Origin of the sequence: Marinobacter excellens LAMA 842 (assembly GCF_001574445.1) — a bacterium.
GTDB classification, from domain to species: domain Bacteria; phylum Pseudomonadota; class Gammaproteobacteria; order Pseudomonadales; family Oleiphilaceae; genus Marinobacter; species Marinobacter shengliensis.
On record NZ_LOCO01000018.1, the window covers coordinates 70,971 to 95,216 of the forward strand.

The window sequence follows — 24,246 nt, forward strand, 5'->3', positions numbered from 1 at the left end:
AATTTGATTTGGCGGGATTATACACACCCGTAACGACTCAAAGAAGGCAAGCGTCTTTGCCGGCAGGCTGCAAACCCGAGCCTCAAACCATAGTGCCAATGCATGATACCGATGTGCGCCCTTACGTGGCCTGCGCAAATGAAAACGGTTACAATCTGACCCACTTTAAATCCGCTACTTTCGCAATCAACCGGACGAAATGATGACCGAGACGCGCAAGCCCACTGCACTGATTATTCTCGACGGCTGGGGCCACCGGGACCCGGCTGAAGACAATGCCATTTCTAACGCCCAGACCCCGTTCTGGGACAAGCTCTGGCAGAATCAGCCCAAGACCCTGATCAACACCTCAGGGATGTTTGTGGGGCTGCCCCAGGGCCAGATGGGCAACTCCGAAGTAGGCCACATGAACCTGGGTGCCGGCCGGGTGGTCTATCAAAGCCTGACGCGTATCGACAAAGACCTTGAAGACGGCAAGTTCCAGAGCAACAACGCCCTGTGTAACGCCATTGATAAAGCCGTAGCCAATGGCAAGGCCGTTCACATCATGGGCCTGCTGTCCCCCGGCGGCGTACACAGCCACGAAGACCATATGCTGGCTGCCGCAGAGGTTGCCGCGGCCCGTGGTGCCAAAGAGGTGTACATTCATGCGTTCCTGGACGGCCGTGACATGCCCCCGCGCAGTGCTCGCCCGTCCCTGGAAAAAGCCGCAACCAAAATGAAAGCCCTGGGCGTTGGCCGGGTGGCGACTATCGTGGGCCGCTACTTTGCCATGGACCGCGACAACCGCTGGGATCGGGTGGAAGCCGCTTACAACGCCATGACGTTGGGCGAGGCGGAATTCACGTTTGAAGATCCGCTCACCGCGCTGGATCAAGCCTATGAGCGGGGCGAAAACGACGAGTTCGTAAAAGCCACTCACATTCGCGCCGAAGGCCAGCCGGAAGGCACCATCAACGACGGCGATTCGGTACTGTTCATGAACTTCCGGGCCGACCGCGCACGGGAAATGACCCGTACCTTCGTGGAACAGGACTTCGACGGTTTTGACCGCCGAAAACACCCGGCACTGGCCGACTTTGTGATGCTGACCGAGTACGCGGCAGACATCAAAACCTCCTGCGCCTACCCGCCGGAGCAGCTGAGCAATGGTTTGGGTGAATATATGGCCGCGCTTGGCAAAACCCAGTTGCGCATCGCTGAAACCGAAAAGTACGCCCACGTCACCTTCTTCTTCAACGGCGGCCTGGAAACCCCGTTTGAGGGCGAAGACCGCATTCTGGTGCCGTCCCCGAAAGTCGCCACCTACGACCTGCAGCCGGAAATGAGCGCACCGGAAGTCACCGACAAGCTGGTCGAAGCCATCAAGAGCGGCAAGTACGACTTGATCGTATGCAACTACGCCAACGGCGACATGGTTGGCCATACCGGCAAACTGGACGCCGCCATCAAAGCCGCTGAGTGCCTGGACCAGTGCGTGCAGCGAGTGGTGGAAGCCCTGGACGAGGTGGGCGGTGAAGCGCTGATTACCGCCGACCACGGCAACTGTGAGCAGATGACCGACCCGAACTCAGGCCAGCTGCATACCTCCCACACCATCGGCCCAGTGCCGCTGGTCTATACCGGCCACCGCAAGGTCACTCTCAAGGATGACGGCAGCCTGTGCGATATTGCACCGACCTTACTCGCCCTGATGGGCGACGAAAAACCAAAGGAAATGTCCGGGCACAGCCTGGTCGATTTCAGCTGATCCGGCTGCCGGAATACGTGTTCACGCGGCTCGCCATACTGGTGCTGGCCCTCATGCTGGGGGCCACGCCACTGCATGCCCAGCAGGAAGTCACGCCGGCCCAGGTCGAAGCGCTTAAAAAGCGTATCGCCACTATCGACAAATGGCTGGTCAGCGCCGAGAAGAACCGGTCCGACCTGGAAAAGCAGCTGGTTGCCACCGAACGCAGAATCAGCGACCTGACCCGTGAGCGCCGCGAACTTCGGGCCCGGGCGGATGAACAGCAACAACGGCTTGGCGAACTGCAAACGCAGGAAAACGAGCTGGCCGACACCCTGGACAAACAACGGGACAGCCTGAAGAAACAAATACGCGCCGCCTGGATGGAAGGCGATGCACCAGCCCTGAAAGTTCTCCTCAATGAAATCGAGCCGGGCATGATCGCCCGCACCCTGACCTACTACGAATATCTCAGCAAAGATACCGTTGAACGGCTGGAAGCCTTCCTGGCCAGTCTTCAGGAACTCAAAGCCGCCCGCGCGGCCGTCCAGGCCAGCCGGGTGGAACTGGCGAAAACCGAAAGCAATCTTGAACAGCGCCAGAAGCAACTGGCGGACACTCGCAAGGAACGGGAACAAACCCTGGCGGCCCTGAATGCCGATATCCGTACCCGCCGAGGCGAGAGGGATGATCTGGAGGCAGACCGCAAGCGTCTGGAGCGGCTGCTGGAAGAGGTTCAGGAAGCCATTGCCAGCATTCCCGCCCCCAACGAATCGCGCCCCTTTAAATCGTTGCGCAACCGCCTGCCATGGCCGGTTCAGGGCCGGGTTGTGAGTAACTACGGCGCAACCTACGCCGATGGCAAGCTTCGCCGTAATGGCCTCATCATGAACACCTCGGAAGAAGCCGAGGTCAAAGCCGTACACTACGGCCGGGTCGTCTTCGCCAACTGGCTTCGCGGTTTTGGTCTGATGACCATCATCGACCACGGCGACGGATATATGACATTGTATGGTCATAGCAGCAGCCTGTTCACCGCCCCCGGGGACTGGGTAGGTGCTGGCGAAACCATTGCCCTGGCCGGGCGCACCGGAGGCACGGAAGATCCGGCGGTGTATTTTGAAGTGCGCCAGAACGGCAAACCGGTCAACCCCCGCAGCTGGCTTGGCAAACCCTGAACCAAAGGGCTGACAAACACCGCGCCGGGCGCCATACTGTCTGGAGCCTAGCTGGTCCAACTTGCGGAAACACAACAGGATATGTGAATGAAACGGGTTAGAAGTACTCTCCAGATCTCACCACTACGTGCCATCGCACTTGCGACCTGTTGTCTGGCCGCCCCCGGACTGGCCCTGGCACAAGACCAGGAAGCCCAGACCCAGCAAATTCTGGAAGGCATCCAGAACGGCGAGCGGGTACAGATTCAGCTCCCTGACCCGGAAGAACAACTGCCCCTGGATGACCTGAGGAAGTTCACCGAAGTCTTCAGCCGTATTAAAGCCGCCTATGTGGAAGAGGTGTCAGACCGCAAACTCCTCGAAAGCGCCATCAAAGGCATGCTGTCTGACCTGGACCCCCACTCTACCTACCTGGCCCCCAAGGATTACGAGGAACTGGAAGAAAGTACCTCGGGTGAGTTTGGCGGTCTGGGCATTGAAGTGGGTATGGAAAACGGCTTTGTAAAAGTCATTGCCCCCATTGACGACACCCCCGCTCACAAAGCCGGCGTACTGGCAGGTGACCTGATCATCAAACTGGACGAAAAGCCGGTCAAAGGCATGTCGCTGGAAGAAGCGGTCAAGCTGATGCGCGGCAAACCGGGAACGGTACTGACCCTGACCATCATGCGGGAAGGCGAGAGCGCCCCGATCGAGATCGACGTTACCCGCGATGTCATCAAGGTAACCAGCGTTAAATCCCGGATGATTGAAAATGGTTACGGCTATGTGCGGATTACCCAGTTCCAGGCTGAAACAGGACGGCAGTTCCGCCAGGCCCTGACCAAACTGGAGGAAGAATACGGCGGCGACCTGGATGGCCTGATTATCGACGTTCGCAACAATCCCGGCGGCGTATTGCAGGCAGCCGTCGAAACCGCAGACGCCTTGCTGGATGAAGGGCTGATTGTTTACACCGAGGGGCGCATCCAGAGCTCTCGGCTTCGATTCAGCGCCAAAGCCGGTGACATTATGGAAGGCACCCCCATCGTTGTTCTGATCAACGGCGGCTCGGCCTCCGCATCCGAGATCCTCGCCGGTGCGCTGCAGGACCACGGCCGTGCGGTGATTATGGGCACCAAGTCGTTCGGCAAAGGCAGCGTGCAAACCGTTATCCCGTTGGACGAAACCCACGCCATCAAGATGACTACCGCCCGTTACTACACACCGGAAGGCCGTTCAATCCAGGCTACCGGTATCAAGCCTGACATTGAAGTGCGCCCCGCCGAGCTGACCGAACTTGACGGCCGCCCCTTCTTTACCGAGGCAGATCTGAGCGGTCATCTGCAAGGTCAGGATGAGGAACAGGAACGCCTGGAACGGCAGCAGCAAGCCGAAACTCCGGCTTCTGCAGCTGAGCGCGATTACCAGCTGCGTTCCGCGCTAAACCTGCTGAAAGGCATGAACATTCTCAACCGGCGGGATCAGGGCAAAAATAAGTGACGCTATTGAAAACCGTTGTTCTGCTGGCCGGCTTGATGGTCGGGCCGGCAGTCTTTGCCGCGAGCCCCGGGGGAGATCAGTATCCCCCGACGATTGCTATTATCATCGATGATATGGGCCATAACCTGTACGAAGGTCAGCGGCTGGCGCAGATGGAACAGCCGCTGACACTGGCCTTCCTGCCCTTCCGCAAACACACTACCTCCCTCGCCAAGCTCGCCTATCAGCAGAACAAGGAAATCATGCTGCATGCGCCAATGGCCAATACCCGGCACTTTGGGCTGGGGCCTGGGGGGCTGACACCGGATATGGACGAAGCGACCCTGACCAAAACTCTGAGGCGCTCGCTGCAATCCATTCCCCATGTCAGCGGGGTGAACAACCACATGGGCAGCCTGCTTACCCAGCAATTGCAGCCTATGGACTGGGTAATGAAAGAGCTTTACCGATACCCGGTGTATTTTGTTGACAGCCGTACCATCGCCAACTCAATCGCAGGGCAAGTCGCACAGGCCTACCAGGTTCCCAGCCTGACCCGGGACGTATTCCTGGACCACGAACAAACCGAAGAGTTTGTGGACCAGCAGTTCCAGCTTCTGATCAAAACCGCCAAAGAAAAAGGCACAGCCATTGGCATCGGCCACCCCCACAAAGTGACTGTGGATTATCTGGAGAAGCACTTGCCGAAACTGGATGAACAAGGCATTGCGGTGGCGACCGTGAGCGGCATCTGGGCCATGCGCAATGGCAACCGGGAGATGTTTGCAGAAGGGGAAAAACAGCCAGTAGTCTTGTCTGTGGCGCGGAGTGATAAAGACTAACTCTTGGCCACGGACACTCACGGACGTTCACGGACAACTACTCAAAGATCTTCGCTTTTCGTCCGTGTCTGTCCGTGAGTGTCCGTGGCAAAATTTCGTTAGTCCCGAACTTCGATACCCTGCGCCTTCATAAAGGCCTTGGCCTCGGGAATGGTGTGCTGGCCGAAGTGGAAGATGGAGGCTGCCAGTACCGCATCGGCACCACCCTGAGTAACGCCATCCGCCAGATGCTGCAGCTCACCCACACCACCTGAGGCAATCACCGGAACCGCCACAGCATCGCTGATGGCTCTGGTCAGCCCCAGATCAAAACCGATCTTGGTGCCGTCGCGGTCCATGCTGGTCAGCAGCAGTTCACCCGCCCCCAGAGCCACCATCTTTTTAGCCCACTCCACAGCATCCAGGCCGGTGGGCTTACGGCCACCATGGGTAAAAATTTCCCAGCGGGGCTCCTCGCCTTCTGCGCTCACGCGCTTGGCGTCGATGGCCACCACGATGCACTGGCGACCGAAACGTTCGGCAGCTTCCTTCACAAATTCCGGATTGAATACCGCCGCAGTGTTGATGGACACCTTGTCGGCGCCGGCATTCAGCAGTTTGCGTATGTCGTCTACCGTGCGCACGCCGCCGCCCACGGTCAGCGGGATAAACACTTCTGCCGCCATGCGCTCAACGGTTTCGTAGGTGGTGTCGCGGCTCTCGCTGCTGGCAGTGATATCCAGAAAGGTGATTTCATCCGCGCCCTGTTCGTTGTAGCGGCGGGCCACTTCCACCGGATCGCCGGCATCGCGGATGTCCACGAAGTTGACGCCTTTAACCACGCGGCCTTTGTCGACGTCCAGGCAGGGGATGATGCGTTTTGCCAGTGCCATGATCTGTCCTCAGTTTTGCAGGCTGTCGCAGTAGGCTTGCGCTTCGGCTACATCCAGGGTGCCTTCGTAGATGGCACGGCCGGTGATGGCACCGATCACGCCTTTGTCGGCGACGGTGGCCAGGCGCTTGAGGTCGTCCATGTTGGTGACGCCGCCGGAGGCAATCACCGGGATTCCGCCTTCTTCTGCCAGCTTGGCGGTGGCTTCTACGTTTACGCCCTGCATCATGCCGTCGCGGGCGATGTCGGTGTACACAATGGAGGACACGCCGTCGTTGGCGAAGCGCTTGGCCAGGTCTACGGCCATGACTTCGGAGACTTCAGCCCAGCCGTCGGTGGCTACGCGGCCGTCTTTGGCGTCCAGGCCGACGATGATGTGGCCGGGGAATTGTTTGCACATTTCGGTGACGAATTCGGGCTCTTTAACGGCCTTGGTGCCGATGATGACCCACTGCACGCCGGCCTTGAGATAGGCTTCGATGGTGTCGGCGGAGCGGATGCCGCCGCCAATCTGGATGGGCAGGTTCGGGTATTTTACGGCAATGGCTTTTACGATTTCGCCATTGACCGGTTCGCCGGCGAAGGCACCATTGAGGTCGACCAGGTGCAGGCGGCGGGCGCCGGCGTTGACCCATTTGGTGGCCATGTCTACGGGGTCGTCACCGAATACGGTGGAGTCTTCCATGCGGCCTTGGCGCAGTCTTACGCATTTGCCGTCTTTTAAATCGATAGCGGGGATGATGAGCATTTTGTTCTTCCTATTCAGAAAGTCGGGCAAGGAGTTTGGCGCTCGCACTCTGGAGCAGGGAGGCCTTTCAGGGACACGCTGTAAATACATCCCTGTACGCTTGACTGCAGCATCCCTGCTGCAGACAGTCCCTGAAAGGCCTCCCTGCCCCAGAGCGCTACTATGTGCTTGCCTGCTTACTTTCCAGTCCAGTTCGTAAAGTTTTCCAGCAACTGCAGGCCTGCCCGGGCGCTTTTCTCCGGGTGGAACTGCGCTGCAAATATGTTGTCCCTTGCCACCGCTGCCGCCAGGTCGACACCGTAACGGGTGCGGCCGGCCATGTCGGCGTTGCCGTCGGCTTCGGCGTAGTAACTGTGCACAAAGTAGAAGCGGTCGCCGTCCGGGATGTTGTGCCAGAGCGGGTGGTCTACGGTGTGGTACACCTGGTTCCAGCCCATGTGGGGCACTTTCAGGCGTTCGCCGTTTTCGGTGAGGTTGTCACCAAAGTAGCGGACTTCGGACGGAAACAGGCCGATGCCTTCCACGCCGCCGTTTTCTTCGCTGCGGGCCATCAATGCCTGCATGCCGACGCAGATGCCGAGGAACGGGCGGTCCTGGGAAACTTCTTTGACGAGTTCAACCACGCCCAAACGGTGCATTTCGGCCATGCAGTCGCGGATGGCGCCAACGCCGGGCAGGATCACCCGGTCGGCTTCGCGGATTTTGGCGGCATCGTCTGTAACCAGCACGGTGCAGTCCGGGGCCACGTGCTCCACGGCTTTGCGGGCGGAATGCAGGTTGCCCATGCCGTAGTCGATGATGGCGACGGTCTTCATGGTGTATCTGTTCCTTTCGGTGACCGGTTACAGGGCGCCTTTGGTGGACGGGGTGATGCCCGCCATGCGCTCGTCCATTTCAATCGCCATACGCAGTGCGCGGCCGAAGGCTTTGAACACGGTTTCGATCTGGTGGTGGGTGTTCTTGCCCTTCAGGTTGTCGATGTGCAGGGTCACCATGGAGTGGTTGACAAAGCCCTGGAAGAACTCTGCAAACAGGTCGACGTCAAACCCGCCCACGCTGGCGCGGGTGTAGGGTACGTCCATGAGCAAACCGGGGCGGCCGGAGAGGTCGATGACCACGCGGGACAGGGCTTCGTCCAGGGGCACGTAGGCGTGGCCGTAACGGCGGATGCCTTTTTTGTCGCCAACAGCCTGTTTGAAAGCCTGGCCGAGGGTGATGCCGATGTCTTCCACGGTGTGGTGGTCGTCGATGTGCAGGTCGCCCTTGCAGGTGATGTCCAGGTCTACCAGGCCGTGGCGGGCAATCTGGTCCATCATGTGCTCAAGGAAGGGCACGCCGGTGTCAAAGCAGGCTTTGCCGGTGCCATCGAGGTTGATCTCGACAGAGATCTGGGTTTCAAGGGTATTTCGCTCTACCCGAGCCTTGCGTTCAGCCATGGAGACTCCGTCTAGAAAACAGGCTTGCTACTGTAAACATTCAATTCGCAGATTATACCTGTTAACACAGCCGGAGTCCCGCAACCGCATCAATCGCCCTGATAGCTCAGAACGCGTTCTTCAGGTTGTTCATGTAGGTGTCTACAAGGCTGTTGAACTCGTGCTTGATCACCGGGCTGATGGCCAGCTTGAGCAGGCTGGGCAGGGGCACTGTCAGTTGGGCGCTGGTCTGGAAACGCACTTTGGTTGAGTTGTCGCCGTTGGCAGTGAGTGTCCAGGCGCCGCTGACTTCGGCATTGCCCTCGCCTTTTACCGGATCCCAGGTGATTTTGCCGGCCTCTTTATCCGGGTGATAGGTGCAGGCGTATACGGTCTGGATAGCGTGCTTATCAACACCCACCTTTTCCATTTCCCAGCGGTAGGCATTGCCACCAAGATCAACCAGCTTGTCGACTTTCGGGAAGTGGCTGACAGAGCGGGGGACGTCTGCCAGAAGATCGAAGACGTCATCATAGCCTGCCGGAATCTCGAGTTCTCGGTTCAGCTCAATCGATACAGTAATGGCCACAGCCGACTCCTTTTTATGCTTATTTGCGTATGCTTGTTTGCGCACACCGGGACAACCCCGGTTTTTAACGGGGTGTATTTTGACCCAAGACTAACGCATTGTCATATTCCTGCACTGTTAATTTACTAACCCTGCGTTATCCTTTGGGTTATTCATCCGTAATAGTCAGGTACCACACCCTGCCGGGAAGACAAGGAACTCGTACCATGAAAGTTATTCGCTATGCGCTTTATGCCGTGATCGCCCTGATAGTGCTGGCGGTCGCCGCTGTTGCCATTGCCGTTGCCGTCATCAATCCGAATGATTACAAGCCCCAGATTGAGGCTGCGGTTGAGAAACACACCAACCTGGATCTAATTCTGGAAGGCGACATTGGCTGGTCTTTCATTCCTCTGGGCCTTGAGCTGAACGATGTCGAAGCCACTCTGGAAGGCGAGCGGCTGGTTGCGCTGGAGCGACTGGTTGCCCAGATCGATTTCTGGTCGCTGATTGCCATGGCGCCGCGGGTGAATACCTTCCTGCTGGATGGCCTGGATGCGCGGCTGGTGGTGAACGAACAGGGCGAGGGTAACTGGACGCGAATCATGCCCGAAGGTGAGCCAGCCGAGGCGCCTGAAGCGGCGGCAGCTGAGCCAGCGGAAACCACAGAAGAACCTGGCACTGGCGAAATGCTCGATTTCAACGTCGAGAACGTCGAAATCACCAACGCCCGGATTCACTACAACGACCTGGGCACCGGCCAGTCTGTGACCCTGGAAGATTTCACGGTTTCCGCCAGCAACATCACCCTGGGCTCCGAATTCCCCCTGGATATTCGCTTCAAGGTGGAAACCGCCCAACCGCAATTTGCCGTTGATGGCAGTATCAGTGCCCGGGTGAACGCCAATCAGGCCCTGAACGAATTTGCGGTATCCGGCCTCAAGGCCATCTTTGACATGAACGGCGAACCGTTCGGCGGCAAATCCGTGAAGGCGGAAGTGGCCGGCTCGCTGCAGGCTAACCTGGAGGAAGAAACTGCCTCTCTGAACGATTTCACTGCCAGCCTGGCTAACCTGAAGCTGAGCACCAACCTGAATATCAGGGGTTTCGGCGATCAGCCAGCACTGAATGGCCGCCTGGACATTGCCAGCTTCTCGCTCAAGCAACTCATGAGCAATCTGGGCCAGCCGGCAATAGAAACCGAAGATCCGGATGTGCTCAAAGCCATTGCACTGTCCACCAACCTGGGCGGCCAGCCGGGCACCGTTGCCCTGAGCGACCTGAAAATCACCCTGGATGACACCACCTTCAACGGCGGCGGCAGCTACAACCTGACCAACGGCGGGCTCACCTTCAACCTGCAGGGCGACAAGATCAACGCCGACCGCTACCTCCCGCCAGCTACCGATGAAGATGAAGCGGCACCGCAGCAAACCGCCGAAGCGGGCCCGGAAGGCGATCTGCTGCCACTGGAAACCCTTCGTGACCTGCTGCTGGATATCGATTTTGGCCTGGGCGAGCTGATCATCAGCAACCTGACCATCAACGAGATCAAGGCCAGCACCACCGCCAAAGACGGCCTGCTGCAAGTGGATGAGTTCAGCGGCAAACTCTATGACGGCAGCTTCGGCGCCAACGTCACCATCGATGCCCGCACAGACAATCCGAAATGGCGGGTTCGCTCAGACGTAACCAATGTAAAAACCTTACCGTTGCTTACCGACCTTGCCGAGGTAGACATGCTGTCTGGCGCGGCCAACCTGAAAGTGGCTGTCGACACCAACGGCAACCGAGTCTCTGCTCTGCGCAGCAATGCCAAAGGCGAGATCAGCTTTAATCTGGCAGAGGGCATGCTGCGCAACATGAACCTGACACGCATGGCCTGCCAGGGCATTGCTCTGGCCAACCAGGAAACCCTGGGCACCACCGACTGGGGCACCCACACCCCCTTCAACGATATGCGCGGCACCCTGAAAATTGATGGCAACACCCTGAACAACACCGACCTGGTTGCCGCACTCGCCGGTATGCGCCTGGAAGGCGATGGCACGGTAGACATGGAGCAGAGCCAGCTGGATTACGAACTGGGACTCAGAATCGTGGGCGAGATTCACCGTGACAATGCCTGCCGGGTTACCGAATACGTTCAGAACGTGGTGATTCCGGTTGAATGCCGCGGCAATTTCGTTGAGAACCCCGCAGGCCTGTGCTCATTCGACGGATCACGTTTCCGTGACACCCTGAAAGACATCGCCGCCAATGCGGCCCGCGCAAAAGTTCGGGAAGAGACAGATCGCGCCAAACAGCGGGCCGAAGAGAAGGCTCGCGAGGAAATCGACAAGCGCCTGGGCGAAGATGGTGAGCGTGTGCGGGATGCCGTTCGGGGGCTGTTCAACCGATGAGCGACCGGTTCGCCGACCAGCTACTGGCGTGGTACGACCAACACGGCAGGCACAACCTCCCGTGGCACCATAACCGCAACGCCTACCGGGTGTGGGTCTCTGAGATCATGCTTCAGCAGACCCAGGTCACCACTGTCATCCCCTACTTCGAAGCTTTCATGGCGAGCTTTCCGGACGTGCATGCCCTGGCCGCCGCACCGGAAGACGATGTGCTCAGCCACTGGTCCGGCCTGGGCTACTATGCCCGCGCCCGCAACCTGCACAAAGCCGCCAAACAGGTGGTTGGGGAATTCGGGGGCGAGTTCCCCTGCAACCAGGAGCAACTCGAATCCCTCACCGGTATTGGCCGCTCAACCGCTGCGGCCATCATTGCCCAGGCCTTCGGCCAGCGGGCTACTATTCTGGACGGCAACGTAAAACGGGTTCTCGCCCGCTATCACGCCGTGCCCGGCTGGCCAGGACAAACCCAGGTGCTCAACACACTCTGGGAACACGCCGAAACACATACGCCCGATGACCGGGCCAGAGACTACACCCAGGCCATCATGGACCTGGGCGCCCTGGTTTGTACCCGCAGCAAACCGGCCTGCGATTCCTGCCCGATCAGCGATGGCTGCGCAGCCAAAGCACGCAACGAGGTAATGCTATACCCCGGCTCGAAACCGAAGAAAGCCAAACCGGAAAAAACCACCTGGATGCTGATCCTGGAAGACGGCGAAGGCCGCATCCTGCTGGAACGTCGGCCACCCAGCGGCATCTGGGGCGGCCTGTGGAGCCTGCCGGAGCTGGACCCGGCCTACGGCTCGGAGGAACTGCAGGAAGCCTGTGAGAAAGAACTGGGCATCACCTGCCAGGATCCGGACCTGATCAGCGGTTTCCGGCACACGTTCAGCCATTACCACCTGCACATCCAACCCGCGCGACTGCCAGTTATAGACGTATCCGGCATCGCCGATTCCGACAGGCACCGCTGGCTGCATCGCGATGAAGCACTGTCTCTGGGCTTACCTGCCCCCATTCGCACCCTGCTGACAGAACCGGAGCAAGCGGCCCTGCTCTGACACCTGCAATTGCCGATGCTCAAGTCACACCCGGAATTGATCTGTTATCATTCGCCAAACTGAACATCAACACAGGAGCCGCCATGAGCCGCACCGTATTCTGCCGCAAATACCAGAAAGAAATGGAAGGCCTGGCCATGCCCCCCATGCCCGGCCCCAAAGGCCAGGAGATCTATGACAACGTCTCCAGGCAGGCCTGGGAAGAATGGCAGAACCAGCAGACCATGCTGATCAACGAAAAGCACCTGAGCATGATGGACCCGAACAACCGGAAATACCTTCAGGCACAGATGGAACGCTTCTTCAACAACGAGCCATTCGACAAGGCCGAGGGCTACGTTCCACCGGAAAAATAGCCAAACTGATCAAGGCCTGAACAACCGGAAAAGATTCTGAAAATTTTTGCCGGGCGGCCTTGACTACCCAACCCTAAACCGGTTTAATAGCGCCCCGTTGCAGCACATAGCTCAACACGCCCGGATAGCTCAGTTGGTAGAGCAGGGGATTGAAAATCCCCGTGTCGGTGGTTCGATTCCGCCTCCGGGCACCATTAAGAATTCTGACGAAACCCGCCTTGTGCGGGTTTTGTTGTTTTATGTGTCCACCCCTTTCTAGAACTCTCCTCTCTCATGCCGTTCCGCGATATCTTTGAAGACATCCAGCAAGCCTTGCTCAAACAACCACGGATCGCCCATTTTGAACATCTGGCACCAGTTGTCATCGGGACCAAACGATGTGTGCTCGAAACGGTTCAGGTTGTCCAGCGAGTACCCAGCTATCCCTTTTAGCATGCTACCGTATTGAGCTCCTCGGGTTACACCCAGCATTTCACCATCAACTTCTTCCTCGATAGTAATAGCACCTCGGGGAACGGCATTCGGGTGATCCGGTTCGAGAAAAAAGCGCTTAAGCGTCTCTACAAACCATCTGGCAGCACCTATCGGGAATTCATACTGCGCGGTTGCGAATTCGCCTGGGTCATCATCACCTAGCTGAACCCACACTTTCTGACCAAGTATTAGATGACGGCCCACAGCAAAAAAATGCCAGGGCGCAGTGTCGTCCTCCGGATTCATTACCTTGGCGACACGATAATACCCTTCGGGAGGGTTTTCAGGATCAACAATCGGCCACTCCGGCAGTTTCGGGTATGCCATTCTTAAGCTCCAAAATTAATCGGTTCAAGGTCCACCAGCTCCACCCACTGCGTGCCGCCTTCCATTCCCGTCATCTGCCGGAAGGTTTTGGGGTTCTTATGTAAACTGAATGCTTCCACAACGCCATACACCGGCTGTTCCGTGGTCGAGTTGGTCGTTTTGGTCAGGCCATTACCAGTAAAGTGCTCATTAGCGCCTGTACTGTTCTGAATACTTATTCGAGTATTAAATTTCTTTATCCCGTCCTGGCCAAGCCCCGCCTTTCTCAAATACGCCTTACGTATTTGCGGGTTGGCCCAAGCGGGTGGAGGCATGTTACTGATTAACGATTCATACTCCCCCGCATAGTCAGGCGTCATAACCTCCTTCGTCAAAGCAGGATTTTCAACTTTTCCCGGCAACTTATCCTCAACAAACTTCGTGAGATTTCCGTATGTGGGAACAATCGTCTCAGCATCCGCATACCTAACCGCATCTGCCTGATCAATGATCGCCAGCTTATACTTCGCATCTGGCTTGTAGTTCACACCCATTGCTTCAGTGATCAATTTGGGGTCCGTATCCAGGTGCGCTATCTGATCAAAACTTGTTGACCAGATCTGCACACCGGCCGGACCTTCCTTACCTAATGTTCCGTTGTTGGGGCCATTTCGATGCACATGGGGCTCTTCCACCAAGCGGACAATGAACTTCTCGTCTGCAAAACCCTCTTGAGCGATGCGGTGCAGCTGTGCCTGGGTGTACTTGGGCGAAGGGGCCTTGCCATTGGCGATGATGGAATTCCGAGCATCTCCTAAAAGCTTCTTTGCCTCGTCAAAGGACCTGGGCAGCACTTTCCCTGGCCTCGTGCTTAGCTGGACGGGGTCGGGGTCCACGCCCTTTGGACGCGGCGATGCTTCAGCCTCAAAACGATTTTTCCTGTTCAGGTCGAAATCGCGCCATATCTTGCGCAACCCCTGAAGCTTTAGCGCCTCGGCAAATCGCCCGAATGCCGGCCCGAGCCCCGCCAGAATCCGAGCATGTCGGATACGGCTGGACGCCTGCGCAGCATTACCCGCTCCCAGTGTGGTTGCCGCCAGCAAACCGGCCAAAACCAGCTCAAATGCTATCGCTCCGAAAATGTAGGCATAATCGGTATGGTGCTGAATGGCGGCATAATCGGTTACAAAGTCTTTCAGAGCAGCGCTGAGCTGAGCATCCGTCATCACCAGGCTGGCCAACTCATAAGCTTTTGCAATGTCCTCCCGGCTGATGTCAGAGGGCGAGAACCCAATCGCTCGCACCCATCGTTCCCGGCGTTTGTCGTCATAGAGACTGTTGAAGGTTTCGTACCAGCTGCTGGCTCCGTTATCCTGGTTTGCAGACCATGCCGATTTAAGCCCGTCCATCAGTGTCTTGGTTGGATTAGCCAGATCACTGACGCCAACCACAAAATCAAACAGGCCGATCCCCGCATCATAAGCGCCCTGAAACACCGCTCCGGTGTTCACCAGAGCCTTTTCATAGTGAGGCATCTGCTGATAGACCGTTTCCCGGGCTTCGTAGTCCTTCCTTTCCTGCTCCAGCAGTCGCTGGAGGCCCGCTATGATTGTCTTGCGTTCTTGCCGGACCACATCGTCCATGGCGCTTGAGCCCAGTCTGACAGTGGCAAACCGGCCATTCAGACCCTCCACCGAAGCGGCACCCTGATGGTCCAGAACTCCGGTGACGCCTTCCAAATCCGTGCCTACCTCAAACGGCAGGTTCGCTACACCAGTGCCGTCCGGCCAGCGATACTCAATGGTCAGGCTATAGGGGCCTTTACCTGGCACGGGCTCCGCAACCGGCTCTGGTGCAAGCTGATAGTTTTGGGCGGCAGGCGCATGTAAGGAATCTGATCGAACTCCTGGCCCGGCACTACCGCCGGTGGGCCATCGGTCTCGTAAACGGCTTGCCAGAGACGCCGGCAAATCAGAGCGGAGGTGCTCAGGGCTGGCTGTGCGTTTGGTGAAGATACCAAAGGCTGCGCTATCCAGGCGGCCTAGAACCAGTTGGCCACTTTGCAAGGCATCCAGTATTGCCTGGCGCTCACTGCTGGATGATTGCTCAAGGGCGCGATAGCCCCCATCCGGAGGTGGCTCTATGTGAGCGCCCTGGTAACCGCGTGAAAAATAATCCTGTGCGATGGACACCGCGTCGGAAGGGTGTAGTAACGACGGCAAAATCCTCTCGGTGAAGCCGTAGCCACCAGCAACGTATAACTGATAGGACACTGTTCCGTTTCCTTGTCCGTTGATCTATCCCTGCGCTCTCCTGAGCGATACGGAACATACCCCTAGCGCCTCAAGAAATGCAAGCGCCATGCGTGATCAACCACACAAACCTTCTGTAACCTGGCCATATCGGCTAACCTAAAGCCACAAAACCACGCAAAACCAGATGGTTGCAATCAAGAAGTAACGGCGGCGAGCGCATGGACAAGAAACAGCTCACAGAGCGGGACATCTGCACCAAGTACATCAACCCCGCTCTGCAGAACGCAGGCTGGGACATGCACAGCCAGATACGAGAGGAAGTCTCGTTTACGGCTGGCCGCATCATCGTGCGTGGCAGGCTGCACACCCGTGGCAAACGCCGCCGAGCGGATTACGTTCTTAGCTACAAGAAGAACCTACCCATTGCCATCATCGAGGCCAAAGACAACAACCACGGCCTGGGCGATGGCATGCAGCAGGCATTGGCTTACAGCGATGCCCTGGACGCCCCTTTCGTGTTCAGCAGTAACGGCGACGGCTTTCTGTTCCACGACCGCACCGGGCTCTTTGGCCAGACCGAAACCACCCTCAGGCTGGATGAGTTCCCCTCCCCGGAAACCCTCTGGGAGCTCTACTGCCAGCACAAAGGCATCCACCAGAGCGCCCGACAAACGGTCGAGCAGCCCTACTACGATGACGGCAGTGGCCGAACGCCCCGCTATTACCAAACCGTCGCCATTAACCGCACCGTAGAAGCTGTGGCCCGCGGGCAGAACCGTATTCTGCTAGTAATGGCCACCGGCACCGGCAAGACCTTCACCGCCTTCCAGATAATCTGGCGGCTCTGGAAGTCCAAACAGAAGAAACGCATCCTGTTTCTCGCAGACCGCAACATTCTGGTAGACCAGACCAAGAATAACGACTTCAAGCCCTTCGGCCAGGCCATGACCAAGGTCACCAACCGAACCGTAGACCCGTCCTACGAAATTTACCTGTCGCTGTACCAGGCCGTTACCGGCAGCGAGGACGAGCAGAACATCTACAAACAGTTCTCCCCAGACTTCTTCGACCTCGTGGTGATCGACGAGTGCCACCGGGGCAGCGCGTCTGTGGACTCCGCCTGGCGGCAGATTCTGGACTACTTCTCGGCGGCCACCCACGTGGGCCTGACTGCCACACCCAAGGAAACCAAGGAAGTCTCCAACATCGACTACTTCGGCGAGCCGGTTTACACCTACTCCCTGAAGCAAGGCATCGAAGACGGCTTCCTGGCCCCTTACAAAGTCGTGCGCATCGACCTGGACCGCGACCTGCAGGGCTGGCGCCCCAGCAAAGGCCAAACCGACAAGCACGGCGAACTCATCGACGACCGCATCTACAACCAGAAGGACTTCGACCGCACGCTGGTTTTGGAAAAACGAACGCAAGTCGTGGCACAGAAGGTCACGGAGTTTCTGGAACAAACCGACCCCTACCAGAAAACCATCGTCTTCTGCGAAGACATCGACCATGCTGAACGCATGCGCCAGGCTCTGGTGAACCTGAACCCCGAGCGGGTAAAAGAGAACCGCAAGTACGTCATGCGCATCACCGGCGACGAACAGGAAGGCAAAGCCGAGCTGGACAACTTCATCAACCCGGAAGAGCGCTACCCAGTGATTGCCACCACCAGCAAACTGATGACCACCGGCGTGGATGCGCAAACCTGCAAGCTCATCGTGCTGGACCAACGCATCCAGTCCATGACCGAGTTCAAGCAGATTATCGGCCGGGGCACCCGCATCAACGACGACTACAACAAGCACTGGTTTACCATTCTGGACTTCAAGAAGGCCACCGAGCTGTTCGCAGACCCGGCGTTCGACGGCGACCCGGTGAAGGTTTACGAGCCCAATGACGATGAATCTGTTGTACCGGATGATGAACTCTACGGGTTTGACTCAACAACTACGGAACTTCCTTGCGACCAAGAACCCGAGGATTATGAAGTGACCCCAGATTCCAAATGGGAATCTGATGACTCTAGTGGCTGCGACACCGGCGGCCCTGGTGAAGGCGGAGGAACAAGCGGCGGCAGAACCCGTTACGTAGTGGACAATGTTGAAGTAACGGTCATCGCCGAACGGGTCCAATATCTGGGCCCGGACGGCAAGCTCATCACCGAAAGCCTGAAAGACTTCACCCGCAAGAAAGTGAAAGAGCAGTACGCCACCCTCACCGACTTCCTCAAAGGCTGGAACGAAGCCGAGCGCAAACAGGCCATCATCGAAGAGCTGGCCGAACAAGGTGTAATGTGGGACGACCTCATCAAGGATGTCAGCAAAAAACTGGGGGCTGAGCCCGACCCCTTCGACGTCATCTGCCACATCGTCTACGACCAGCCACCCCTGAGCCGAAAGGAACGGGCCGAGCAGGTGCGCAAACAGAATTACTTCAGCAAATACGAAGGCGCCAGCAAACAGGTGCTGGACGCCCTGCTGGACAAGTACACCGACGACGGCATTGAGCCCATCGAAGATGTTAAAATCCTGACCCTCGCGCCGTTCAGCCAGATCGGCTCACTGCTGGAACTGGTGGATGCCTTTGGCGGCAAGCCTGGCTACACCGAAGCCGTGCGAGATCTGGAAGACGAGCTGTACCGGCAAACACCCTGATCTGATTTTTGTTTATCGCCATTCCGTTTACTCAGGAACTGAACACCTATGTCTATCAGCACCACCATCAAATCCATCCAGGACATCATGCGCAAAGACGTGGGAGTAGACGGCGACGCCCAGCGTATCGGCCAGTTGGTCTGGATGCTGTTCCTGAAAATTTTCGACGACCGGGAACAGGAATGGGAACTGATTTACGACGACTACAAATCCCCGATTCCGGAAAAGCTACGCTGGCGCAACTGGGCCGCCGACCCGGAGGGCATGACCGGCGACGAGCTCAAAGACTTCATCGACAATACCTTGTTCCCGGGCCTGCAGAACCTGGAGCCGGCCGGTGACGACTACCGGGGCGTGGTTATCCGCAACGTGTTCGAGGATGCCTACAACTACATGAAGTCCGGCCAGCTCCTGCGCCAGGTCATCAACAAGCTGCAGGACGGCATCAACTTCAACAAATCCGCCGAGCGCCACGAGCTGGGCGATATGTACGAACAAATCCTCAAAGACCTGCAAAGCGCCGGCAACGCCGGTGAGTTCTACACGCCACGGGCGGTGACCGAATTCATGGTCAACCGGGTAGACCCGAAGCTGGATGAGAAAGTAATGGACCCGGCCTGCGGCACCGGCGGCTTCCTCACCTGCACCATCGAGCACAAGCGCAAGCACTACGTCAGCACCCCGCAGGACGAACAAACCCTGCAGAAGAGCATCCACGGCGTTGAGAAAAAGCCCCTGCCGCACCTGCTGGCCACCACCAACCTGATCCTGCACGGCATCGAAGTGCCGGACCAGATCAAGCACGACAACACCCTTGCCCGCCCGCTTATCAGCTGGGGCCCGAAAGAACGGGTAGACGTAATTGTGGCCAACCCGCCTTTTGGTGGCATGGAAGAAGACGGCATTGAAACCAACTTTCCCAGCGCCTTCCGCACCCGGGAAACCGCCGACCTGTTCATGACCCTTTTCATCCACCTGCTGCGGGACGGTGGCCGCGCCGCCGTGGTGCTGCCAGACGGCTTCCTGTTCGGCGAAGGCATGAAAACCCGCCTCAAGGAAAAGTTGCTGGAAGAGTGCAACCTGCACACGATCGTGCGCCTGCCCAACGGCGTGTTTAACCCCTACACCGGCATCAAGACCAACCTCCTGTTCTTCACCAAGGGCAAGCCCACGGAAACCGTGTGGTACTACGAACACCCCTACCCGGAAGGCTACAAGAGCTACAGCAAAACCAAGCCCATGAAGTTTTCGGAGTTCCAGACCGAAATCGACTGGTGGGGCACCGAGGCCGACGGCTTCGCCGGCCGTGAGGAAACCGCGCAAGCCTGGAAGGTGTCCATCGACGACATCAAGGCTCGCAACTACAACCTGGATATCAAGAACCCCTTTGAGTCCGAACAGGTCAGCCACGACCCGGACGAACTGCTGGCCAAGTACGAACAGCAACAGGCCGAAATCCAGGAAATCCGCCACCAGCTGCGGGACATACTGGCCGATGCGCTATCCCACAACAGGGATGAGAACACCGACGGAGGTGCGGCGTGAGCGCGCGGGAGCTGATTACCGAGCATCTGGACTTGTGGACCGGGGCGGTTACGAAGAAATCCAGCAGTGGCCGGGGGAGTAAGGGCAAGGTTGAGCTTACTGGGGTTAAGAAGCTGCGGGAGCTGATATTTGAGCTGGCTAGTAGAGGTGCGTTAATCCCGAAAGTTAACGATTCTGCCCGGACTCTGAAGCTCCAAGAGTTTGCAGAGCTTGTGATGGGACAAGCACCTCCAGGTAGTGAGTGCAACAAAAACGGAATAGGCGAAATATTTGTTAAAACCGGCGAGTTCGGTGCTATTTACCCTGAAATAAAAGAGTGGACCACGAAGCCACTCCGCATGGCGAGGCGAGGTGATGTCCTAATCTGCGTCGTGGGGGCCACTGTAGGAAAACTCAATATGGCGATTAACTGCGCCATAGGCAGGAGTGTTGCAGCAATAAGGCCCGACCAAACAGTAATCCCTGAATACCTCTACTACTGCCTTATTCCTTTTACCCTAAAAATTCGATCCCAGTCGAAAGGCTCCGCACAGGGAGTCATAGGCAAAGCTGTCCTCAATAATGTTGAGTTGCGAGTACCTCCGATTGATGAGCAGAAGCTAATCGTCCAAAAAGTCGATGAACTCATGGCCCTCTGCGACCGGCTGGAACAGCAAACCAGCGACCAGCTCGAAGCCCACGAAACCCTCGTGGACACCCTGCTCGGCGCTCTCACCCAATCCGAAAACGCCACCGAACTGGCCGACAACTGGGCCCGCCTCGCCGCCCACTTCGACACCCTGTTCACCACCGAACAGAGCATCGATAAGCTCAAGCAGACCATCCTGCAACTGGCAACGGCTGGCAAGCTTGTCCCCTTTCAGGGTGCCCCCGTTCCACTAAAAAATATTCTTTCTTTCGGCCCAAGAAATGGCTTTTCACCAAAAGAGAGTAACCATGAAACGGGTTGCAAGGTATTGAAGCTCGGAGCAACGACAAAGGGATGGTTAGACCTGTCAGAGAGCAAAAATGTGGACATTGGTAACTCGGTACTACCGCACCTTTGGCTAAAAAAGGGGGATATTCTGATTCAGCGAGGGAATGCCGCCAATCATGTAGGCTGCAACGTGCTCCTTGATTCGGATTACCCAAACTACATCTACCCAGACCTAATGATGAAGGTCAGAGTAAAGGAGGAAATGGCGATCCCAAGCTTCGTCGCCTTATACCTCTCTGCGCCTGGCGCTCGGCAATTCATGTGGGAGCGTATGACCGGGACATCGGGCACTATGCCGAAAATCAGCAAAAAAGTTGTCGAGGAGATTCCGGTATCCTTACCCGATATCGAAACCCAGAAAGCTGTTGTACAAAAAGTCGATGAACTCACAGCCCTCTGCGACCAACTCAAGCAACGCTTGAACCAGGCCAGCGAAACCCGCTGCCAGTTGGCCGAAGCCGTGGTGGAAGGAGCCTTGAACTAATGGTTTACAACAGGCCATGGAAGTCCTTCCCGGAGCAACTGGAACTGCTCAAATCCCGAGGCATGGTGGTCACCGACGAAGCCGCCGCCTTGGATTACCTGCAGCGCGTGGGTTACTACCGCCTCAGCGCTTACTGGTATCCGTTTCGCAAGTTCGAGGTGGTGCTGGACAGCAACACCGGAAAGCTGGCTACCAAGGCTGTGAACGAGTTCCAGCCGGGCACCCAGTTCGTAGACGCAGTACACCTGTACCTGTTCGACAAGCAGCTCCGGCTAAAAGCCATGGACGCGCTTGAACGCATTGAAGTTGCACTCCGTGTAGACATCGCGCACCTGCTCGGCAAGCGTTCAGTGTTTGCCCACCTGGACCCTGACCAACTCCACCCCTCTTTCATCCGCAAAAAGCTCAGGAATGGGCAGACACGCTTCGAGCAGTGGAAAGAAAAGTGCCAGAACCTGCAGCGCCGCTCAAAGGAAGACTTCGTTAAACACTACCGGGCGAAGCATGGTGAGCCTTTCCCGATATGGGTAGCGGTGGAAACCTGGGACTTTGGGGCAGTGTCCCAATTCTTTGCCATGATGCGAGTGAAAGGACACCGGATGGCATGAACGACTGGCAAACCATCTGCAAACGTTCCCTGAGCAATACTCGCAAAGGGCACTATCGATGATGGATATAGGACTACCTGAGGACTGGCAAAGCTGGTGGTAACACGAGGAGGCAGAAAATAAGAACCCCCGCGTAAGTTCCTGTCGGAACCAAGAGGCAGGGGCCGTGTTGTCCAGAATAATAGGCCCGTTACAGTATATTTGCAACCCTGCCGGGTCTGTAGGCACGAAAAAAAGAAGGGTATACGGATTTAATGGTTGATGGGGCACCTTCACCCCATCAATCTGATACCACCCTCAGATGGTTGATAGATCGACTCCGTAGTTGAGTTCCTCTGCGAAGTCCGGCAGTCCGTAACCGATGGTTTTCTTGTAGAAAGGAGAGACCTTCGCAGTCGGTGCCTTCTTCTTGTGCTTCGTGGTGTAGAGCATTCGTGCCCGCATCACCTCGAAGGAGTAACCGCGCCCTTCACGGTTCTTGTCCTTGGCCAGTCGGTTGATGGACTCCGTGTAAGCGTTGGTGACGGGCATGTCCGTCTCGAAGTAGGTCATGGTCTCTTCGCGCCAGTTTCCCACTGCCCGGTAGGGGTTCCACATGTCCATGCTGACGATCTCGACCTTCTGCCGGTCTTTCAGCTTCATCAGGTAGTTGGTCACCACGTCCTGGCGGCGGGTGGCCAGCAGGTCGAGCAGGGTTCGCTCCTCAATGTTGGTCAGAATGCAGCGGTAGCGCTTGTTCAGGTATAGCTCGTCAATGCCCAGGATGCGGGGCGTCTCGAAGCGGTGCCAGCGCCCCAGGAACTCGGCGCGGGCGTTGAAGATGTCGCGCACCGTCTTCTCGTCCAGGCCGGTCTGTGCCGCCACAAAGGTGTAGGGGTGGTTGAAGGATTCCTTCTCCACGTACTCATGCAGCCGCAGTGTCATACGGAATCCGTCTACCATCTCCGGTAGCTGGGGCCTGAAGGTTGTCTTGCAGGCCCGGCAGGTGTATCGGCGGCGGACCACCCAGAGAGTGACCCGCTTGCCGTGGATGGGCAGATCACGATAGGGAACGTCACGCTTGCCGAACCGTACGAACTCACCCTGCACGCCGCATTCCTCGCAGGCGATGGGATCGGGCACGTCCACCTGGAAGTGCATTTCGTCGTCGGTTGATTTGCAGCCCAGTACTTGGTATTGCGGCAGGTGAAGGATGTTGTCGGGAAGTTCGGTCATGGTGTTGTATAGGCGTAGGTGTCAGTCAGATCCATCCGACTCGGCATTGGTGTTTGCTTTTTTACCCAACAAGCTGCTGGAAACGAAAAGTAAGGCACCGAGGACAATTGCAATATCAGCCAGGTTGAAGGCCGGCCAATGCCAGTCTCGCCAATAGAAATCAAAGGAATCCACAACATAGCCGCGAAAGACCCGGTCAATCAGGTTGCCCATGGCGCCACCGAGGATAAGACTGTAAGCGATGGCTTCTCCTTTATGACGATTTTCAAGGATCAGCTTGATCAGAAAAATCGAGACCACTACCGCGATTCCGATAAAAAAGTAGCGCTGCCAGCCTCCACCATCCGCAAAAAGACTGAATGCGGCACCGGTGTTCCATAGGTGCACCCAGTTAAAGAACGGGGTCACCGAAACAGTCTCGCCATAGGCCATTGATTGCTGCACCAGCCACTTTACAGCCTGATCAGACGCTGCCAGCAGGCCCGATATGGACAATAGGGCATACGGCGAGAGCTTTTTGCCAATAATGAGCATTATTTAACCCTTCAACGCCAAAATGCGTCTGGCACCGTTAAGTACAATGCCCCCCGCGATGGTGCCGATAATCAGATCCGGATAATTGGAACCGGTCCACGCGACCAGGGCGCCGGCGGTGATGACCCCCAGGTTGATCACCACGTCGTTGGCCGAGAATATCCAGCTTGCCTTCATGTGCGCCCCGCCTTCCCGATGTTTGGATATGAGCAGCAGACAACTGGTATTGGCAATCAATGCGACGAATGCGATAGCCATCATCACCAGCGATTCAGGCTCACTACCGAATACAAAGCGTCTCACCACCTCTACGAGCACGCCCACAGCCAAGATCAGTTGCAGTACACCAGCAAGATGCGCGGCACGTACCTGCATTTTCACGCTATGTCCAACCGCATAAAGGGCAAGCCCGTACACCGCCGCATCGGCAAAATTGTCCAGGGATTCTCCAATCAGGCCGGTGGACCGGGCGATCAGACCGGCAGTCATTTCCACCACGAACAGAAGTGCATTGATGCCGAGCAACCAGCGCAGGGTCCCGGATTCTTGCTTAGCAGAAGCTGC

Annotated in this window: 21 protein-coding genes and 1 tRNA gene; 12 read left to right on the top strand and 10 right to left on the bottom strand. The window is 57.2% G+C overall.

What is annotated here, in order from left to right:
- Positions 1-202 precede the first annotated feature (202 nt).
- The 4 genes from gpmI to J122_RS14540 all read left to right on the top strand — a co-directional run bounded on the left by gpmI (position 203) and on the right by J122_RS14540 (position 5,210).
- On the top strand, positions 203-1,750 hold the full coding sequence (gpmI, locus tag J122_RS14525; RefSeq protein ID WP_061332983.1) for a 2,3-bisphosphoglycerate-independent phosphoglycerate mutase: 1,548 nt from the start codon (positions 203-205) through the stop codon (positions 1,748-1,750).
- Between the two features lie 53 nt (positions 1,751-1,803).
- The gene (locus J122_RS14530) at positions 1,804-2,907 is read left to right on the top strand and encodes a murein hydrolase activator EnvC family protein (protein ID WP_061333004.1); all 1,104 of its coding nucleotides are present in this window, start codon (positions 1,804-1,806) and stop codon (positions 2,905-2,907) included.
- Between the two features lie 87 nt (positions 2,908-2,994).
- The gene (locus J122_RS14535) at positions 2,995-4,389 is read left to right on the top strand and encodes a S41 family peptidase (protein ID WP_061332984.1); all 1,395 of its coding nucleotides are present in this window, start codon (positions 2,995-2,997) and stop codon (positions 4,387-4,389) included.
- A gap of 35 nt (positions 4,390-4,424) precedes the next feature.
- The gene (locus tag J122_RS14540) at positions 4,425-5,210 is read left to right on the top strand and encodes a divergent polysaccharide deacetylase family protein (protein WP_156471765.1); all 786 of its coding nucleotides are present in this window, start codon (positions 4,425-4,427) and stop codon (positions 5,208-5,210) included.
- Positions 5,211-5,308: 98 nt separating this feature from the next.
- On the opposite strand, the gene hisF is transcribed toward J122_RS14540, so the two are convergent.
- From hisF to J122_RS14565, 5 genes are all read right to left on the bottom strand, one after another.
- A complete protein-coding gene (hisF, locus tag J122_RS14545) occupies positions 5,309-6,082 on the bottom strand; it encodes an imidazole glycerol phosphate synthase subunit HisF (protein WP_061332986.1) in 774 nt (257 codons plus the stop codon).
- 9 nt (positions 6,083-6,091) lie between these two features.
- Complete coding sequence (gene hisA, locus J122_RS14550; RefSeq protein ID WP_061332987.1) at positions 6,092-6,829, bottom strand: 1-(5-phosphoribosyl)-5-[(5-phosphoribosylamino)methylideneamino]imidazole-4-carboxamide isomerase; 738 nt, start codon at positions 6,827-6,829, stop codon at positions 6,092-6,094.
- Between the two features lie 176 nt (positions 6,830-7,005).
- Complete coding sequence (hisH, locus tag J122_RS14555) at positions 7,006-7,644, bottom strand: imidazole glycerol phosphate synthase subunit HisH (protein ID WP_061332988.1); 639 nt, start codon at positions 7,642-7,644, stop codon at positions 7,006-7,008.
- A 27-nt stretch (positions 7,645-7,671) separates the two neighbouring features.
- Complete coding sequence (gene hisB, locus J122_RS14560; RefSeq protein WP_058090483.1) at positions 7,672-8,265, bottom strand: imidazoleglycerol-phosphate dehydratase HisB; 594 nt, start codon at positions 8,263-8,265, stop codon at positions 7,672-7,674.
- Between the two features lie 106 nt (positions 8,266-8,371).
- Positions 8,372-8,833, bottom strand: a complete 462-nt coding sequence (locus J122_RS14565; protein ID WP_061332989.1) for an SRPBCC family protein — start codon at positions 8,831-8,833, stop codon at positions 8,372-8,374.
- Between the two features lie 206 nt (positions 8,834-9,039).
- Between J122_RS14565 and J122_RS14570 the strand changes: the two genes are divergently transcribed.
- The 4 genes from J122_RS14570 to J122_RS14585 all read left to right on the top strand — a co-directional run bounded on the left by J122_RS14570 (position 9,040) and on the right by J122_RS14585 (position 12,825).
- Positions 9,040-11,214 (top strand): AsmA family protein, encoded by a 2,175-nt coding sequence (locus J122_RS14570; protein ID WP_061332990.1) that lies wholly within the window; start codon positions 9,040-9,042, stop codon positions 11,212-11,214.
- Positions 11,211-12,275 carry an A/G-specific adenine glycosylase gene (gene mutY, locus J122_RS14575; protein ID WP_061332991.1) on the top strand — a complete coding sequence of 355 codons (1,065 nt, stop codon included), beginning with the start codon at positions 11,211-11,213 and terminating at the stop codon, positions 12,273-12,275. Before J122_RS14570 ends, mutY begins: the two co-directional genes overlap by 4 nt.
- 83 nt (positions 12,276-12,358) lie before the next feature.
- Positions 12,359-12,631 carry an oxidative damage protection protein gene (locus J122_RS14580; RefSeq protein ID WP_061332992.1) on the top strand — a complete coding sequence of 91 codons (273 nt, stop codon included), beginning with the start codon at positions 12,359-12,361 and terminating at the stop codon, positions 12,629-12,631.
- A gap of 118 nt (positions 12,632-12,749) precedes the next feature.
- Positions 12,750-12,825, top strand: a tRNA-Phe gene (locus J122_RS14585).
- 61 nt (positions 12,826-12,886) lie between these two features.
- Here the strand turns inward: J122_RS14585 and J122_RS14590 are convergent.
- Positions 12,887-13,432: a hypothetical protein gene (locus J122_RS14590; RefSeq protein ID WP_061332993.1), complete on the bottom strand. Its 546-nt coding sequence runs from the start codon at positions 13,430-13,432 to the stop codon at positions 12,887-12,889.
- Positions 13,433-13,434: 2 nt separating this feature from the next.
- Positions 13,435-15,684, bottom strand: a complete 2,250-nt coding sequence (locus J122_RS14595) for a hypothetical protein (RefSeq protein WP_061332994.1) — start codon at positions 15,682-15,684, stop codon at positions 13,435-13,437.
- Positions 15,685-15,884: 200 nt separating this feature from the next.
- Here J122_RS14595 and hsdR point away from each other — a divergent pair, with 200 nt between their 5' ends.
- From hsdR to J122_RS14615, 4 genes are read left to right on the top strand one after another with little or no spacing between them, the layout of a single operon-like run.
- The gene (gene hsdR, locus J122_RS14600; RefSeq protein WP_061332995.1) at positions 15,885-18,320 is read left to right on the top strand and encodes an EcoAI/FtnUII family type I restriction enzme subunit R; all 2,436 of its coding nucleotides are present in this window, start codon (positions 15,885-15,887) and stop codon (positions 18,318-18,320) included.
- Between the two features lie 48 nt (positions 18,321-18,368).
- Positions 18,369-19,865 carry a type I restriction-modification system subunit M gene (locus J122_RS14605; RefSeq protein ID WP_061332996.1) on the top strand — a complete coding sequence of 499 codons (1,497 nt, stop codon included), beginning with the start codon at positions 18,369-18,371 and terminating at the stop codon, positions 19,863-19,865.
- Complete coding sequence (locus J122_RS14610; RefSeq protein ID WP_061332997.1) at positions 19,862-21,325, top strand: restriction endonuclease subunit S; 1,464 nt, start codon at positions 19,862-19,864, stop codon at positions 21,323-21,325. Before J122_RS14605 ends, J122_RS14610 begins: the two co-directional genes overlap by 4 nt.
- A complete protein-coding gene (locus J122_RS14615; RefSeq protein ID WP_061332998.1) occupies positions 21,325-21,933 on the top strand; it encodes an Abi family protein in 609 nt (202 codons plus the stop codon). The genes J122_RS14610 and J122_RS14615 overlap by 1 nt, the downstream gene beginning before the upstream one ends.
- A gap of 297 nt (positions 21,934-22,230) precedes the next feature.
- On the opposite strand, the gene J122_RS14620 is transcribed toward J122_RS14615, so the two are convergent.
- From J122_RS14620 to J122_RS14630, 3 genes are all read right to left on the bottom strand, one after another.
- Complete coding sequence (locus tag J122_RS14620; RefSeq protein ID WP_061332999.1) at positions 22,231-23,148, bottom strand: ISL3 family transposase; 918 nt, start codon at positions 23,146-23,148, stop codon at positions 22,231-22,233.
- Between the two features lie 21 nt (positions 23,149-23,169).
- Positions 23,170-23,682: a signal peptidase II gene (lspA, locus tag J122_RS14625; RefSeq protein ID WP_061333000.1), complete on the bottom strand. Its 513-nt coding sequence runs from the start codon at positions 23,680-23,682 to the stop codon at positions 23,170-23,172.
- A gap of 3 nt (positions 23,683-23,685) precedes the next feature.
- Positions 23,686-24,246 (bottom strand): cation transporter (locus J122_RS14630; RefSeq protein ID WP_061333005.1); only part of this gene is annotated, 561 nt, incomplete at its 5' end.